This is a genomic window from Pseudomonas sp. S2_H01 (genome assembly GCF_054668305.1).
Genome location: NZ_CP162756.1, coordinates 5,109,459 through 5,125,099, shown reverse-complemented (window position 1 = coordinate 5,125,099; position 15,641 = coordinate 5,109,459). Strand labels below are relative to the sequence as shown.

Here is a 15,641-nt window from a genome sequence, read left to right as displayed (position 1 = left end):
TATTCAGCCCGACGATGGCAGTAATAAAAAGTCACATCACTGACCCTTCGTCGTTTTAAATCTGACGTCAATCAGCCATCAGACCTACATGAGAACCAGTCGCGAATCTCATGAAGACCCCCGAATCAGGGCGCCTGGTGAAAAAATCACCCTTCAAACCTCTCATCCCTTATGGTCGTAACGCCTCAATGGTTACGTTCTTATGACAAAACGATCATTCACAGCGTCCCATGCATTGGTTAGAAATCAACTCAGGTTGTCGTCGCAACGGCGACAGCACCTGGCCCGCGACGCCGGCAGCGGGCCTGCAGAGGCAGAAGATTTCTGCCTGACCTCGACACGAGGTCTCCAAGGACATAACAGTCAACAAACGAGGGCAACACCCTATGAGAAGACTTAAGCGTGATCCGTTGGAAAGAGCTTTTTCGCGCGGATATCAATACGGCGTAACTGGTAAATCCCGTGAGCTTTGCCCATTTACTCTACCGTCGGTACGTCAAGCCTGGATCAATGGCTGGCGAGAAGGACGAGGCGACAACTGGGACGGTATGACCGGCACTGCGGGTATACACAGGCTCAACGAACTTCACGCGGTCGGCTGACGCTTAACGACCAAAGGGACATTCCGACTTTTTAAGATTTCCTCAGGAAATTCGACAATCAGATTCGTTTCACCCTAACCATGCACGTCCCATCCGGACGGCGGGCTAAAGCCCAAGAGGGGTTCCAGTCGGAACCCCTCTTTTTGTTTCGGCCTTTCAAGCGCGTTGGCGTGATCTATTTCGGCATCGCGGCGATGGCGTCAACCGACTCGCGAATCAGCGCCGGACCTTTGTAGATGAACCCTGAATAAATCTGCACCAGGCTCGCACCGGCGGCGATTTTCTCCGCTGCGTGCTTGCCCTCGGTGATGCCGCCCGCCGCGATGATCGGCAACTTGCCGCCCAGCTCACTGGCCAGCACTTTGACGATGTGCGTGCTTTGCTCACGCACTGGCGCACCCGACAGACCGCCCGCTTCGTCGCCGTGAGGTAGCCCTTCGACACCCACGCGGCTCAATGTGGTGTTGGTGGCGATCACCGCGTCCATCCCCGACTCCAGCAGCGAGGTGGCGACCAGTACCGTTTCTTCGTCGCTCATGTCCGGGGCGATCTTGATGGCCAGCGGCACGCGCTTGCCATGGGCCAGCGTCAAGGCCTCCTGACGTACACGCAGCGCTTCGAGCAACTGCTTGAGCGAATCACCGAATTGCAGACTGCGCAGGCCAGGGGTGTTTGGCGAGCTGACATTGACGGTGATGTAGCTGGCGTGGGTGTAAACCTTGTCCAGGCAGATCAGGTAATCGTCGACCGCACGCTCGACCGGGGTGTCGAAGTTCTTGCCGATATTGATGCCCAGCACGCCGTTGTATTTGGCGGCCTGCACACGACTGATCAGGTTGTCGACGCCCAGGTTGTTGAACCCCATGCGGTTGATGATGCCTTCGGCATGGGGCAGTCGGAAAATCCGCGGCTTGGGATTGCCCGGCTGCGGACGCGGTGTGACGGTGCCGATTTCAACGAAGCCGAAACCCAACTGAGCAAACCCGTCGATGGCCGCACCGTTCTTGTCCAGACCCGCGGCAAGCCCGACCGGGTTTGGAAACTGCAAGCCCATGACCGTCACCGGCAACCGCGCGGGCGCCTTGTTGAGCAGACCATTGAGCCCCAGACGACCGCCCGCGCCGATCAGGTCGATGGACAGATCGTGGGAGGTTTCCGGGGAGAGTTTGAACAGTAACTGGCGGGCCAGGTTATACATGGGCGGGCGCGGCTCGTTTGAGGCTGAAGTCAGCGGCGGATTATAGACGCGCACAGGGGTGCAGCGCGAGGCATGTCTAGCACTTTGCTCAACGTTGGACCGCTCACTGGCATATGGCTTGCTTGAACAGGTTATCGAGCTCCCTCCAACGGCGGAGAGAGTGATCGGACAATGGCGTCGTTTTCGTCCCGGTTAAGGCCCGGACGTGGCGACGTTTTTTTATGGAAGACCGGCAGCGCCTGCGGGCACGTCGATCTTCAGGCGGAACCGAAAACCATGAACGACACCCTTGATACACCACTGGCCTGGGTCAACGGCAGCGACGCTCCGGAACTGACCACCATCGACGTAGGCTTCATGGCGCTCACCGACGCCGCTTCGCTGATCATTGCCGCGACGCAGGGTTTCGCTCAACCGTACGGCCTGAACATCAACCTGCACCGGCAATCGTCCTGGGCGAGCCTGCGCGACAACCTGGTCAATGGCGGATTGCATGCCGCTCACAGCCTTTACGGTCTGGTGTACGCCGCACAGCTGGGGATTGGCGGCCCTGCGAAAGACATGGCGGTTTTGATGGGGCTGAATCAAAACGGCCAAAGCATCAATCTCTCCCGGGCCCTCCAGGCACAAGGGGTGATCACTCCTGAGGCGCTGGACCGTCGCACGCACCAAAGCGGAACAAAACTCACCTTTGCGCAGACCTTTCCGACGGGCAATCACGCCATGTGGTTGTATTACTGGCTGGCCAGTCAGGGGATTCACCCCTTGCAGGACGTCGACAGCGTGGTCGTCCCACCGCCGCAGATGGTCGAACACCTCAAGGCCCAACGCATTGACGGCTTTTGTGTCGGTGAGCCCTGGGGTGCGAGCGCCGTCAGCCAGAACCTGGGCTTCACCCTGGCGACCACCCAGGCCATCTGGCCAGATCATCCTGAAAAGGTGCTTGGCTGCAGCCTGGAGTTCGTCGAGCGATACCCCAATACCGCGCGCGCCCTGGTCATGGCCGTGCTGGAGGCCAGCCGATTCATAGAACAGAGCACGGAAAATCGCCGCAGTGCCGCGCATATGCTCAGCGGCAGCGATTACGTGAACGCCCCCGTCGAGGACATCGAAGGTCGTCTGCTCGGCCAGTACGGCGACGGTCTCGGCAACCACTGGCAGGACCCACATGCCGTGAGTTTCCATCGCAACGGAGAGGTGAACATGCCTTACCTGTCGGACGGCATGTGGTTCATGACCCAGTTTCGCCGCTGGGGCTTGCTGCGCGAGGACCCGGATTACCGCGACATCGCCCGGCGGGTGCAGCAGCTGGCGCTCTATCGACAGGCTGCCGAGGCATTGAACATCCCCGTGCCCGCCTCAGCGATGCGCAGCAGCCAGCTCATCGACGGCAAGGTCTGGGACGGCAGCGATCCGATCGGTTATGCCCATGGTTTCAAACTGCACGCGCTGGCCCCTGCCGCGCCTGCCTCCATTGATCACTGAGGGAGACGCAATCATGCTGCGAATCCTGTTGATCAACGACACCCCCAAGAAAGTCGGACGCTTGAAGGCTGCGCTCATCGAGGCCGGTTTCGAGGTGATCGATGAGTCCGGGCTGATTATCGATCTGCCCGGGCGCGTGCAGGCGGTGCGTCCGGATGTCATTCTGATTGACACCGAATCGCCGGGACGCGATGTGCTGGAGCAAGTCGTGCTGATTACCCGCGACCTGCCCCGCCCGATCGTGATGTTCACCGACGAGCACGACCCGGGCGTCATGCGCCAGGCCATCAAGTCCGGCGTCAGCGCCTACATCGTTGAAGGCATTCACGCACAACGCCTGCAACCCATTCTCGACGTGGCCATGGCGCGCTTCGAGAGCGATCAGGACCTCCGCGCGCAGCTCCACGCCCGTGACCAGCAACTGGCCGAGCGCAAGCGCATTGAAACCGCCAAAGGCCTGCTGATGAAGATGAAGAGCTGCACCGAGGATGAGGCCTATACGCTCATGCGCCGTCAGGCCATGAGCCGGCAGCAGAAGCTGGTGCAAGTGGCAGAACAGATTATCGCCATGAGCGAGCTACTGGGTTAACGATTGGCCCACGTTTTGCTAGATAGTTCGTACAGGTAGCCAACGGCGGTTGCCCCACTTTCGACAAAGACGTCGCACACCCCTTCGCACAGCGCGAACAGGGTTGCGACGTTTTTTCGTTTTGGCCCCACACAACGGGCCAGGTGGAGCGCCGGACGGGTGCTTCACCTGCAAGACCTGACCCGTGACGGTGAGAGCGACAGCCGCTCCCGCAACGATTTCCTGCAGATGAGGTGTTAGATGAATACAAGCTTCTGGAAAGCCGGACATAAACCCACGCTGTTCGCAGCCTTCCTCTACTTCGACCTGAGCTTCATGGTCTGGTACCTGCTCGGTCCACTGGCCGTTCAGATCGCCACAGACCTGCACCTCACCACGCAACAACGCGGGCTGATGGTCGCCACACCGATCCTGGCGGGTGCGCTCCTGCGTTTTGTGATGGGCATGCTCGCCGATCAGTTGTCACCCAAAACAGCCGGCATCATCGGCCAGATCATCGTCATCGTCGCCCTGCTTTGCGCCTGGCAACTGGGCATTCACAGCTATGAACATGCGTTGTTGCTGGGCGTGTTCCTGGGCATGGCGGGCGCCTCGTTTGCCGTCGCCCTGCCGCTGGCGTCGCAATGGTACCCGCCGCAGCACCAAGGCAAGGCGATGGGCATCGCGGGTGCCGGTAACTCCGGAACGGTGTTCGCCGCCCTGATCGCACCGGTATTGGCCGCAAGCTTTGGCTGGAGCAATGTATTCGGCTTCGCGGTCGTGCCATTGGTGCTGACACTGATTGCCTTCTCGCTGATGGCCCGCAATGCGCCAGAGCGCCCGAAAGCCAAGTCCATGAGTGACTATTTCAAGGCTCTGGGCGACCGTGACAGCTGGTGGTTCATGTTCTTCTACAGCGTCACATTCGGTGGCTTCATCGGCCTGGCCAGCGCCCTGCCCGGCTACTTCAACGATCAGTACGGCCTGAGCCCCGTGACTGCGGGTTACTACACCGCAGCCTGCGTGTTCGGCGGCAGCATGATGCGCCCTCTCGGCGGCGCGCTGGCAGACCGCTTTGGTGGCATTCGCACCCTGTCCGGGATGTACGCGGTTGCCGCGATCTGCATCGCCGCGGTCGGTTTCAACCTGCCAAGTTCATGGGCCGCGCTGGCCCTGTTCGTCGCCGCCATGCTGGGCCTGGGTGCAGGCAATGGCGCGGTGTTCCAACTGGTGCCACAGCGCTTTCGTAAAGAAATCGGTGTGATGACCGGCCTGATCGGCATGGCGGGCGGCATCGGCGGATTCCTCCTCGCCGCGGGCCTGGGTGCAATCAAGCAAAATACCGGCGACTATCAGTTGGGTCTGTGGCTGTTCGCCCTGCTCGGTGTACTGGCATGGTTCGGCCTGATGAACGTCAAGCGCCGCTGGAGAACCACCTGGGGATCAGCTGCCGTCACCGCTGCTCGTGTCTGAGCCTGACGGAGGTTGGCGATGAATCAGCCGTTGGCGTCGAGTCCGGCCAAGGCAGTCGGGTTGCAGGTGCGCTTTGCCGAGTTCAGCGCCAGTGGACCACGGCCTGAGAACCAGGACGCCACGCGCCTGGTCACGCCCGCGCCAGCACTCGCCGCCAGCAAGGGATATCTGTTCGGGCTGGCGGACGGTGTCAGCCACTGTTCGGATGGCGGCCTGGCGTCCCGCTCGACCCTTCAAGCCCTGGCAATGGATTACTACTCAACACCGGAAACCTGGGGCGTCGCTCAAGCGCTGGACCGCCTGCTGCTCGCACACAACCGCTGGCTGCTGGCGAACGGCCTTTTGACCACGCTCAGCGCGCTGGTCCTGCGAGGCCGTCGCTTCACCCTCGCCCATGTCGGTGACTGCCGGGTGTACCGCTGGCATGAAGGGGTGTTACAGCGCATCAGTGAGGATCATGTCTGGGAGCAACCGGACATGCAGCACGTACTCAAACGCGCACTGGGCCTGGATCAATACGTCGTCATGGATTATCTGGACGGTGAGCTGCGTCAAGGCGAACGCCTGCTGCTGATCAGCGATGGCGTCTGGTCGACACTGAACGATACGCGGATCGGCACGATCCTCAGCGAACAGCAGGATCTGGACGCCGCTGTGCGGACGTTGGTGAACGCCGCGCACCTGTCTGGAAGCCAGGACAACGCCAGCGCCGTGCTCATCCAGATCGATCAGTTGGGCACCGATACGCTGGCCGATACGCTCATTCAGTTACAGCAATGGCCGTTGCCGCCGTCACTCAAGCCTGGCCAATCCTTTGAGGGCTGGCAGATCGAGCAGCGCCTGGGCGATTCAAGACAATCCTTGCTGTATCGGGTCCTGGACGCCGAGCGACAACCTTGGCTGCTCAAAACCCTCCCGGACGCCCGTCACGACGAGCCCGGAGCCGGTCAGGCATTGCTGCTTGAAGAGTGGTTTTTGCGCCGGGTTGCCGGACGTTTCTTCCCTCAGGTTCATCCGCTGCCCGATCGCCAACACCTGTACTACGTCATGCGCCAGTACCCGGGCCAGACGTTGGCGCACACCTTCCAGAAACAGGGACCGATGGAACTGGCGCGATGGCCAAGCCTGGCGCGGGACCTGATAGGGGCCGTCGGCTTACTGCACCGACGCAACATCGTCCATCGCGACATCAAGCCGGAGAACGTGCTGATCGACGACAACGGCGAGCTACGCGTGCTGGATTTCGGCCTTGCCTTCTGCCCCGGTCTGTCTGCCGACGGTGAAGGCGACGTGCCCGGCACGCCTAGTTTTATCGCCCCGGAAGCGTTCGAAGGCGCCGACCCCGCGCCAGCGCTCGATCTGTACGCCGCCAGCGTCACGCTGTATTTCCTGCTGACCGGGCACTATCCGTACGGAGAAATCGAAGCCTTTCAACACCGACGTTTCGGCAACCCCATTCCCGTCAGCCGCTACCGTCCAGACGTCCCCGAATGGATCGAACACCATCTGGATCAGGCGCTTCAGGCCGTCCCGGCAAAACGCTTTGAAACGGCCGAACAATGGCTGCTGCAGCTCCAGCACGGCGAACTTGCGACATTGAATACGCGGACCAGACCCTTGCTGGAACGCGAACCGCTCAAAGTCTGGCAAACCGTGGCACTGCTGTCGCTGGCGCTTAACCTGTTGTTGTGGATCATGTTACTTAAACACTGACGCTGCCAACCCTGCGTGAATCCATCGCTGCTCATCACGCCATGCGCGAATACTTCCAAAGAAGAATGCATCGCAACGCCGATTATTTTTACAAACGCCAGAAAAAGAAAAACCCGGCCGAGGCCGGGTTTTTCGTGAAGCGGGGCTAATTACTTAGCTTGAGCTTCTACTTGTGCTTCTACGCGACGGTTTACAGCGCGGCCTGCTTCAGTTGCGTTGTCAGCAACTGGGCGGGATTCGCCGTAGCCAACCGAGTTCACGCGGTTAGCGCCAACACCGTACTGGTTAACCAGAACTTGCTTAACGGCGTTTGCACGACGCTCGGACAGTTTCTGGTTGTAAGCGTCAGGACCGACGGAGTCAGTGTGACCTTCAACAGTGGTGGTGGTTTGTGGGTACTGCTTCATGAAGTCAGCCAGGTTCTTGATGTCGCCGTAGCTGTTTGGCTTGACGACCGACTTGTCGAAGTCGAATTTCACGTCCAGCTCAACACGTACGACTTCAGCAACAGCCGGGCAACCGTTGGCGTCAACAGTAACGTTGGCCGGGGTGTCTGGGCACTTGTCGACGTTGTCGCACACGCCATCGTTGTCGCTGTCGGAGCACACTTCAGCTACTGGAGCTGGTGCTGCTTCAACTTTCTTGGAGCCGCCACCGAAGTTCACGCCGATACCGACGCTAGGTGCCCACTCGGTGTCGCCCTGGTCGATGTTGTACTGAGCTTCAACGCCAGCACGGGCGTAGAAGTTGTCGGTGAAGTACAGCTTGGCACCGCCGCCGACGTTGGCGAAGGTGGAGCGGTTACGACCGCCGCTGCCGTTCTGACCGATGCTCTGATCGGAGAAACCAGCCGAGACGTACGGACGCAGCATGTCGCCCGGGTTGTTGAAGTGGTACAGAGCGTCCAGAGCGGTGTTCGCGCCCTTGATGTTCTTGCCATCATCGCTACGAACGTTGTGAACTTCGTCGTAGCCCAGACGCAATTCAACGTCGTCAGTCAGGAAGTAGCCAACCGAACCGCCGAACAGGTTACCGTCGTTTTTGAAATTACGAGCGCTGTCGAACTGTTCTTTCTTGGCGAAGCCTTCGATTTCGACTGCGCCTTGGCCTTGTGCCAGAGCGCCGAACGAAGTTGCGGCAACAATAGTACCAATGGCCAAGCCCAAGGTGTTTTTCAGTTTCATCCGTTAAATCCCCATCTGGTGATTGTAAAGCGGTCCCCCTAATCGAGGGACAACTCGTCGGCAAGTCTATCAGAACTTGCCTGCCCGTTAGAGATATTTGCTCCGAGTTAAGTTTCGGTAACGCCTGCAAATTTCTCACGTAATTTATCAAGTGCCCGTTTGTACCGCATTTTCGTTGCACTCAGGCCCATATGCATTATGTCTGCGATCTCCTGAAATTCCAGCTCTGCGACAAATCGAAGCACCAGAATTTCCCTGTCAATCGGGTTCACATGCACGAGCCAGCGATCGAGGCCGCCCTTCTCTTCCGGTTTCGGCGTCTTCTCTTCAGACGCTTCCTCGAGGGGGTCCAGACTCAAAGCGTCCATCAACCGACGCTTTCGTCGCTCCTTTCTGTACTGCGTGATGCATTCGTTGTAGGTGATGCTGTAAAGCCAGGTTTTGAATTTCGATTTCCCTTCAAAATTCTTCAACCCATACAACACCTTAAGCATCACCTCCTGACAGACATCGTCCGCGTCGCGATCGTTCCCTAAATAGCGCGCGCAGACGTTAAAAAGTGTCCGCTGGTAGCGTCGCATCAGCTCTTCGTAGGCTCGAGTCACATGGAACAACTCGGCGTGCGAGCGCGCAACCAACTCCTCATCAGAGAGCTCGCGGGGGTCGTAACGCAGTGAGAGCGATTGGGGTTTATTCAAAACAGGTCGTGCCGACAGTCAGATAAATGTCCGCCTGGTCCCGGAACCTCCGGGATTTTGCGGCGGCATACATTAGCAGATTTGCCGGTTCAGCGGCTGCTCACTCGCTGCTCGAGAAGGATGCGGTTCGACAACGACACCAGTTCCCCTTCATCGGTCAGCAGTGTGGTCTTCACCGTGCCAATCTCTTCGATCTGTCCTTCGACCTCTCCAATACGCACTTGTTGCCCTACCTGATACAACTCCCGCACATAAATTCCTGCCAGGATCTGGCTTGCGATCTCCCGACTGCCCAGGCCCATGGCCAGCGCAACTGCCAGACCAACGGTAATCAAACCAATCACGATGACGTGGTTCAGCAGGTCGGTTTTCACCTCCAGCTGACTGATCGCGACCGAAATGCTGATGATGATCACCAGCCATTGCGCGACGCGCCCCAACCCCGCCGAGTAATCCAGCCCAACGCCTTCTGCCGCGCCGCGAACGATGCCGTTGACCAACTGCGCCAGCAGCACGCCGACCAGCAGCACCAGCGCCGCGCCAAACACCTTCGGCAGGTACAGCGCAAGCATGTCCAGGGTTGCCGAGACACGTTCAAGGCCCAGCGACTCTGCCGCCGACACCAGGAAAATCAACAACACGAACCAGTAGACAATCTTGCCGATCAGCGTCGAAATCGGGACCTGAATCCCTGCGCGGCTGATCAGTTTCGTCAGGCCGGTGCCGCCCATCAAACGGTCCAGACCCAGTTTTGCCAACAGCTTGGACAACAGGGTGTCGAGCAGCTTCGCCACCACGAAACCCAACAGAACAACCACCAGAGCGCCGAACAGATTCGGGATGAAGTTCGCGACTTTGGTCCACAACGCAGTCATTGCGGTGACCAGGCTCTGTGTCCAGAGATCCAATTCCATATTCAATCAGCCTTGTCTTTGGCAGCGGTAAACGCAGTGCCGGCAATCGTCGTCTTGCGACGGGAAACAGGTGAAACGTGAGCCGAGCCGTTGTTCACGGCCATCATCAATGCTTGTATGCAGCGGCCGAGCAGACTGAACAGATCCCCCGCGCCGACCTGACGGTTGGCCGTCTTCAGCACACGCCCCAATGCCGCATCATCATCCCGGCTGGAGGACGAGGAATTAAGCATGTCTCGCAGTGATTCTTCAAACGGGTCGTGCATAGGCACCTCACGTGATGTCACTGGAAGACGCAGCCCGTTTTGCCTGAGTCACACACCACACCATAAACGACGTCGTTTTTTTTCATCAGACCCACCGCAAACGCTTGAACAGCCACATCTGCCCCACCGCAACCACAATCATCAGCGCGCAGGCGAACACGAAGCCATACGGATTATCCGAACCTGGAATGCCGCCAACGTTGATGCCCAGCAATCCGGTCAGGAAGCTCATGGGCAGGAAGATTCCGGTGATGATTCCGAAGCGGTACATGGTGCGGTTCATGCGCTCGTTGAGGCGTCTGTCTTCAGCCTCCAGCACCAGCCCCACGCGCTCTCGGGTCAGTTCCAGCTCCTCCAGATACCGCGTCAGGCTGTTGTTCAATTCGTTCCAGTAATCCGCATCGTCGTCCACGAACCACGGCATCTTGCTGCGCGTCAGCTGCGCATAGATTTCCCGCTGAGGGTGCAGAAACCGACGCATGCCTGCCGCCCTGCGCCGGATGTGAACCATGTTGCCGTGCTCAGGCATGTACCGTTCGTCGGCATCTATGCGTTCTTCCATGTCGTCGACCAGTTCGGTCAGCTCGCTGACCACCGCCTGGACCTTGTCAGTGAGCAATTGCGCGAGATAAACCAGCAATTCGGACGCCGTTTTCGGCCCTTTGCCCTCGTTGAGCAGGTCAATCAACTCATCCGTCGCTCGCAACGAGCGAAGCCGCAGGGAGATCACACGCTGCGCCGCCGCGAAAATCCGCACCGACACCATGTCTTCAGGTTCGGCGCCGGGGTTGAGATTCACTCCGCGCAAAAACAACAGCAACTCATTGTCCGGCAGCGGCAGCAGGCGTGGCCGGGTATTTTCCTCAAGCATCAGGTCGCAAACGAATTCGCTGAGGCCACTCGACGAACGCAGCCACGTCTGCGTCTGCGGGTGACTGCGGTCCCAGTGAAGCCACACACTTTCGTGCGGCTCCAGCTGCAGGCAATCCAGTTCGGTTCGAGCTATTGAACGCGCCCCGCCTTTTCCGTCCAGCACGAAGGCATGAACCAGCCCCCACTGCGCGTTTGTCTCATCGAACATTCACTGTCCTTGGTGTCCTTGCTGTTTTCTGAATGGAGAAACCGGTCAATCCGGCATTTTCAAGGGACTTGGGGAAACGATAATGCCGTTGTTGTCGGCGTACACGTATTCGCCCGGGCGGAAGGTCACGCCGCCAAATGTCACCACCACGTTCAGATCACCCAGCCCGCGCTTGTCGGTCTTGAGCGGGTGACTGGCCAATGCCTGCACACCGAGATCGGTCTGCGCCAGGACATCGACATCGCGCACACAGCCATAGATGACCATGCCTTCCCAGCCATTTTTCGCCGCTTTCTCCGCCAGCAGGTCACCCAGCAACGCCCGCCGCAGCGAGCCACCACCATCGACCACCAGTACTTTGCCTTTGCCGTTCTGGTCGGCTTGCTCACGCACCAGCGAATTGTCTTCGAAACACTTGAGGGTGACGATTTCGCCACCGAACGAATCGCGACCGCCAAAATTGCTGAACATTGGCTCGACTACCTGAACCAGCTCAGGGTAGGCGTCGCACAAATCCGGAGTGATGTAGTGCATGGGTAACTCCTGTCAGTGATTCGTTTCAAGGATGAACCTGGGGCTGGCAGGTTCGGGCGGCTCGCATGTCAGACCATGACGAGCGCCACAATGCTTCCTTATATAGAACAAAATACTGACCGACGAGTCTTGATCACCTGCCGCACACCGTGGCCACTCGAACGGGGGTAGCTTAGCGCCACACGACGCCCATAGGAACGCTTATGGGCGCGCAACTCAGGGAGTTGCCACCCTATTCAGCGTTGATTCAGCATTTAAGGGCGTGATCTGCCGGTTGAGCCAGTCAGCGACCTTTGGCCAGACCTGCGCCTGAGCAGCCTTGCTGACCAGCATCTGCACATGACCGAAATCTTCGCTGAAGCCTTCCTGGCGCCCCAGGCACCAGAATGCTTTCTGCTCCGAGCCCATTTGCTCGAACAGCTCACGACATGCCCACTCGGGGTCCTGATGGTCACCAGCGCCCGCGACACACAGCAGCGGCACCTGCACGTGACGCAGGCCTGACCACCAATCGTCCTTCTTGTCGCCGAAGCGACCGAACAGGCCGTGCCAGCGCATGCTTTCAAGCAGTATGCCCATCGGTTCGTCTTCCGGGCCTCGCTTGAAACGCGGGCCGGACACATGCTCGAAGCGCTTGAGCAGCAGTCGCGTACTCCACTGCAATGGCGGCACCTTGAGCGGCCAGTACGTGCGAGAGACCTGACTGCCGAACAACGCCGCCGAGGCCACCTGCCCTGCGTCCAGGTAGTGACCGCCCAATGCCGCGGCGAGCGTCGTGCCGCCCAGAGAATGACCGATCCAGTGCGGGACCTGCCCGGTCTGCTCACAGACGAACGCCGCGATGGCCGGCAGGTCGTAGCGCGCGTAATCGGCGACCCGGTTGTGCCGGTAGGCTTCATTGCGCGCAGACAACCCGTGCCCACGCATCTCCGGAATCCAGACGTCGAACCCTGCACGTGCCAGATAAGCCCCTAGCCCGATGCCTTTGGGCGAGTACCAGAAACGTCGATTGGAGAAGCTGCCATGCAGCAAGATCACTGGAACGCCGCGTACATCGGGGGCGTTGACCTGCCCCAGTCGGGTGACGGCCAGCTCGACCGTGAAGTCCATGCTGTTGCCGGGTTTCAGACGGTAGACGTCCTCGATCAGGTCGCCACGTCGTTCGGCGCTGATCAAGGCCACTGGAAAAAGATCGCTGCTGCTTTGCATATTGCTCTTGCTTGGCTCTGAGAAAGGCACATTGCCGGAATAGCACGCAGAGGCTGTCCCGGGGCTGAACCCTTCGCTTGGAAAATTCGCATGAAAAAGGGCGGAACCGTTAAGGCCGCCCTTCTTTGGAAAGCCGACCCGTTGAAACGGGCCAGCATCTTACTCGATTGCTCTACCTGCCGGGTATCAGGTTGGCGCATCCTCCTCGGAGAGGAAGAACCAGGTTTCCAGTACCGAGTCGGGGTTCAGCGACACGCTTTCGATGCCCTGCTCCATCAGCCAGCGCGCCAGATCCGGGTGGTCGGACGGGCCCTGACCGCAGATGCCGATGTACTTGCCCGCCTTGTTACAGGCCTGAATGGCGCTGGACAGCAGCTTCTTGACCGCAGGATTCCGCTCGTCGAACAGGTGCGCGATGATCCCGGAGTCGCGGTCCAGGCCCAGTGTCAGCTGGGTCAGGTCGTTGGAACCGATGGAGAAGCCGTCGAAGAACTCGAGGAACTCCTCAGCCATCAGGGCGTTGGACGGCAGTTCGCACATCATGATCACGCGCAGACCGTTTTCGCCGCGTGCCAGACCGTTTTCGGCCAGCAGGTCGATCACCTGACTCGCTTCACCCAGGGTGCGCACGAACGGCACCATGATTTCCACGTTGGTCAGGCCCATCTCGTTGCGCACGCGCTTGAGGGCACGGCACTCGAGCTCGAAGCAGTCACGGAAGTTTTCGCTGATGTAACGCGACGCACCGCGGAAGCCCAGCATCGGGTTCTCTTCTTCCGGCTCATACAGCTTGCCGCCGATCAGGTTGGCGTATTCATTGGACTTGAAGTCCGACAGGCGCACGATGACCTTCTTCGGCGAAAACGCCGCGGCCAGGGTACTGATGCCTTCGACCAGCTTCTCGACGTAGAAACCGACCGGATCGTCGTAACCGGCAATACGCTTGTCGACGCTTTCCTTGATGTCCAGCGGCAGATTCGGGTAGTTCAGCAGCGCTTTGGGGTGCACGCCGATCATGCGGTTGATGATGAACTCCAGACGCGCCAGACCGATACCGGCGTTGGGCAACTGGGCGAAGTCAAACGCACGGTCAGGGTTACCGACGTTCATCATGATCTTGAACGGCAGTTCCGGCATGGCATCGACCGAGTTCTGCTTGATGTCGAAGCCCAACTCGCCTTCGAAGATGTAACCGGTGTCGCCTTCGGCACAGGACACAGTCACGCCCTGACCGTCTTTCAACAGCTCGGTGGCGTTGCCGCAGCCCACGACGGCAGGAATACCCAGTTCACGCGCGATGATCGCGGCGTGGCAGGTACGACCGCCACGGTTGGTGACGATGGCGCTGGCGCGCTTCATCACCGGTTCCCAATCCGGATCGGTCATGTCGGAGACCAGCACGTCGCCGGCCTGAACCTTGTCCATCTCGGACACGTCCTTGATGATCCGCACCTTGCCCGCGCCGATGCGCTGACCAATCGCACGGCCTTCTGCCAGAACGGTGCCCTTCTCTTTCAGCAGGTAGCGTTCCATGACGTTGCCCGAGCTGCGGCTCTTAACGGTTTCAGGACGCGCCTGAACGATGTAGAGCTTGCCGTCGTCACCATCTTTCGCCCATTCGATGTCCATCGGGCACTGGTAGTGCTTTTCGATGATCATTGCCTGGCGAGCCAGGTTGCTGACTTCTTCGTCGGACAGGCAGAAGCGTGCGCGATCAGCGGCGTCCACGTCGATGACCTTGACCGACTTGCCGGCCTTGGCTTCGTCGCCGTAGATCATCTTGATGGCCTTGCTGCCCAGATTGCGGCGCAGGATCGCAGGGCGACCGGCTTCAAGGGTGTTCTTGTGAACGTAGAATTCGTCCGGGTTGACCGCGCCTTGTACGACGGTTTCGCCCAGGCCATAAGCACCGGTGATGAAAACGACGTCACGGAAACCGGATTCGGTGTCCAGCGTGAACATCACGCCCGCCGTACCGGTTTCGGAGCGGACCATGCGCTGCACGCCAGCGGACAGTGCGACCAGCTTATGGTCGAAACCTTGGTGCACGCGGTAGGAAATGGCGCGGTCGTTGAACAGCGAAGCGAAGACTTCTTTCGCCGCGCGGATCACGTTCTCGACGCCGCGAATGTTGAGGAAGGTTTCCTGCTGGCCGGCAAACGAGGCGTCAGGCAGGTCTTCTGCAGTGGCGGAAGAACGCACGGCAACGGCGATGTCCGGATTGCCCGCCGAGAGCGCGGCGAAAGCAGTGCGGATTTCAGCGTTGAGCTTCTCGGGGAATTCGGCTTCCATGATCCACTGACGAATCTGCGCGCCGGTTTTCGCCAGTGCATTGACGTCGTCGACGTCCAGAGCATCGAGCGCCGCGTGGATCTGATCGTTCAGGCCACTTTGCTCAAGAAAATCACGATAGGCCTGAGCGGTAGTGGCGAAGCCACCGGGAACGGAAACGCCTGCGCCCGCCAGGTTGCTGATCATCTCGCCGAGGGATGCGTTCTTGCCCCCCACATGCTCAACATCATGTTTGCCGAGCTTATCGAGGGAAACTACGTACTCTACCAAGGTGATCTCTCCACTAACCGAATTGTTGTTGGGAAAAGCATGGGTGCTGTCATCACAGGAAAAAAGCGACTCGCTCACGTGAGTGGCTCGGCCCCTGAAAATCTTCATCCTTAAAATCAGAACCTTGAAAAAAGGTAGAATGCGGCCAGTCATG

The 15,641-nt window shown here is 59.3% G+C and carries 14 protein-coding genes; 5 read left to right on the top strand and 9 right to left on the bottom strand.

The features are described from left to right. The first annotated feature begins 386 nt into the window (after positions 1 to 386). Positions 387 to 602, top strand: coding sequence for a ribosome modulation factor (rmf, locus tag AB4N84_RS22795; protein ID WP_010223328.1), 216 nt, complete (start codon positions 387 to 389; stop codon positions 600 to 602). Between the two features lie 175 nt (positions 603 to 777). Here rmf and AB4N84_RS22790 read toward each other — a convergent pair whose 3' ends face one another. Beyond that, a complete protein-coding gene (locus AB4N84_RS22790; RefSeq protein ID WP_460043290.1) occupies positions 778 to 1,800 on the bottom strand; it encodes a quinone-dependent dihydroorotate dehydrogenase in 1,023 nt (340 codons plus the stop codon). Positions 1,801 to 2,076: 276 nt separating this feature from the next. Between AB4N84_RS22790 and AB4N84_RS22785 the strand changes: the two genes are divergently transcribed. From AB4N84_RS22785 to AB4N84_RS22770, 4 genes are all read left to right on the top strand, one after another. Continuing rightward, positions 2,077 to 3,285: a CmpA/NrtA family ABC transporter substrate-binding protein gene (locus AB4N84_RS22785; RefSeq protein WP_460043289.1), complete on the top strand. Its 1,209-nt coding sequence runs from the start codon at positions 2,077 to 2,079 to the stop codon at positions 3,283 to 3,285. Between the two features lie 13 nt (positions 3,286 to 3,298). Further along, positions 3,299 to 3,874 (top strand): ANTAR domain-containing response regulator, encoded by a 576-nt coding sequence (locus AB4N84_RS22780; RefSeq protein WP_074749771.1) that lies wholly within the window; start codon positions 3,299 to 3,301, stop codon positions 3,872 to 3,874. A gap of 240 nt (positions 3,875 to 4,114) precedes the next feature. After that, a complete protein-coding gene (locus AB4N84_RS22775) occupies positions 4,115 to 5,326 on the top strand; it encodes a nitrate/nitrite transporter (protein WP_460043288.1) in 1,212 nt (403 codons plus the stop codon). 18 nt (positions 5,327 to 5,344) lie between these two features. Beyond that, positions 5,345 to 7,039: a protein kinase domain-containing protein gene (locus tag AB4N84_RS22770; protein ID WP_460043287.1), complete on the top strand. Its 1,695-nt coding sequence runs from the start codon at positions 5,345 to 5,347 to the stop codon at positions 7,037 to 7,039. A 149-nt stretch (positions 7,040 to 7,188) separates the two neighbouring features. Here the strand turns inward: AB4N84_RS22770 and AB4N84_RS22765 are convergent, their stop codons facing one another. The 8 genes from AB4N84_RS22765 to ppsA form a co-directional block, all read right to left on the bottom strand. Beyond that, positions 7,189 to 8,223 (bottom strand): OmpA family protein, encoded by a 1,035-nt coding sequence (locus tag AB4N84_RS22765; protein WP_460043286.1) that lies wholly within the window; start codon positions 8,221 to 8,223, stop codon positions 7,189 to 7,191. A gap of 107 nt (positions 8,224 to 8,330) precedes the next feature. After that, entirely contained in the window at positions 8,331 to 8,921 is a 591-nt protein-coding gene (gene sigX / locus AB4N84_RS22760) for an RNA polymerase sigma factor SigX (RefSeq protein WP_460043285.1), read from the bottom strand. 89 nt (positions 8,922 to 9,010) lie between these two features. Further along, positions 9,011 to 9,835, bottom strand: coding sequence for a mechanosensitive ion channel family protein (locus AB4N84_RS22755; RefSeq protein WP_074749761.1), 825 nt, complete (start codon positions 9,833 to 9,835; stop codon positions 9,011 to 9,013). A 2-nt stretch (positions 9,836 to 9,837) separates the two neighbouring features. After that, a complete protein-coding gene (locus AB4N84_RS22750; RefSeq protein WP_074749760.1) occupies positions 9,838 to 10,101 on the bottom strand; it encodes a CrfX protein in 264 nt (87 codons plus the stop codon). Between the two features lie 85 nt (positions 10,102 to 10,186). Continuing rightward, complete coding sequence (locus AB4N84_RS22745) at positions 10,187 to 11,182, bottom strand: zinc transporter ZntB (RefSeq protein WP_074749759.1); 996 nt, start codon at positions 11,180 to 11,182, stop codon at positions 10,187 to 10,189. A gap of 45 nt (positions 11,183 to 11,227) precedes the next feature. Further along, on the bottom strand, positions 11,228 to 11,716 hold the full coding sequence (gene rraA, locus AB4N84_RS22740; RefSeq protein WP_074749758.1) for a ribonuclease E activity regulator RraA: 489 nt from the start codon (positions 11,714 to 11,716) through the stop codon (positions 11,228 to 11,230). Positions 11,717 to 11,932: 216 nt separating this feature from the next. After that, positions 11,933 to 12,925, bottom strand: a complete 993-nt coding sequence (locus AB4N84_RS22735) for an alpha/beta fold hydrolase (protein WP_460043284.1) — start codon at positions 12,923 to 12,925, stop codon at positions 11,933 to 11,935. A 186-nt stretch (positions 12,926 to 13,111) separates the two neighbouring features. Beyond that, positions 13,112 to 15,487 carry a phosphoenolpyruvate synthase gene (ppsA, locus tag AB4N84_RS22730; RefSeq protein ID WP_460043283.1) on the bottom strand — a complete coding sequence of 792 codons (2,376 nt, stop codon included), beginning with the start codon at positions 15,485 to 15,487 and terminating at the stop codon, positions 13,112 to 13,114. Positions 15,488 to 15,641 lie beyond the last annotated feature (154 nt).

Excerpts from the sequence above, each read along its gene's own strand:
- AB4N84_RS22745 (WP_074749759.1), bottom strand. The coding sequence starts at position 11,182 with ATGTTCGATGAGACAAACGCGCAGTGGGGGCTGGTTCATGCCTTCGTG.
- AB4N84_RS22785 (WP_460043289.1), top strand. The coding sequence starts at position 2,077 with ATGAACGACACCCTTGATACACCACTGGCCTGGGTCAACGGCAGCGAC.
- AB4N84_RS22770 (WP_460043287.1), top strand. The coding sequence starts at position 5,345 with ATGAATCAGCCGTTGGCGTCGAGTCCGGCCAAGGCAGTCGGGTTGCAG.
- rraA (WP_074749758.1), bottom strand. The coding sequence starts at position 11,716 with ATGCACTACATCACTCCGGATTTGTGCGACGCCTACCCTGAGCTGGTT.
- AB4N84_RS22780 (WP_074749771.1), top strand. The coding sequence starts at position 3,299 with ATGCTGCGAATCCTGTTGATCAACGACACCCCCAAGAAAGTCGGACGC.
- rmf (WP_010223328.1), top strand. The coding sequence starts at position 387 with ATGAGAAGACTTAAGCGTGATCCGTTGGAAAGAGCTTTTTCGCGCGGA.
- AB4N84_RS22750 (WP_074749760.1), bottom strand. The coding sequence starts at position 10,101 with ATGCACGACCCGTTTGAAGAATCACTGCGAGACATGCTTAATTCCTCG.
- AB4N84_RS22775 (WP_460043288.1), top strand. The coding sequence starts at position 4,115 with ATGAATACAAGCTTCTGGAAAGCCGGACATAAACCCACGCTGTTCGCA.
- AB4N84_RS22735 (WP_460043284.1), bottom strand. The coding sequence starts at position 12,925 with ATGCAAAGCAGCAGCGATCTTTTTCCAGTGGCCTTGATCAGCGCCGAA.
- AB4N84_RS22790 (WP_460043290.1), bottom strand. The coding sequence starts at position 1,800 with ATGTATAACCTGGCCCGCCAGTTACTGTTCAAACTCTCCCCGGAAACC.
- AB4N84_RS22765 (WP_460043286.1), bottom strand. The coding sequence starts at position 8,223 with ATGAAACTGAAAAACACCTTGGGCTTGGCCATTGGTACTATTGTTGCC.
- AB4N84_RS22755 (WP_074749761.1), bottom strand. The coding sequence starts at position 9,835 with ATGGAATTGGATCTCTGGACACAGAGCCTGGTCACCGCAATGACTGCG.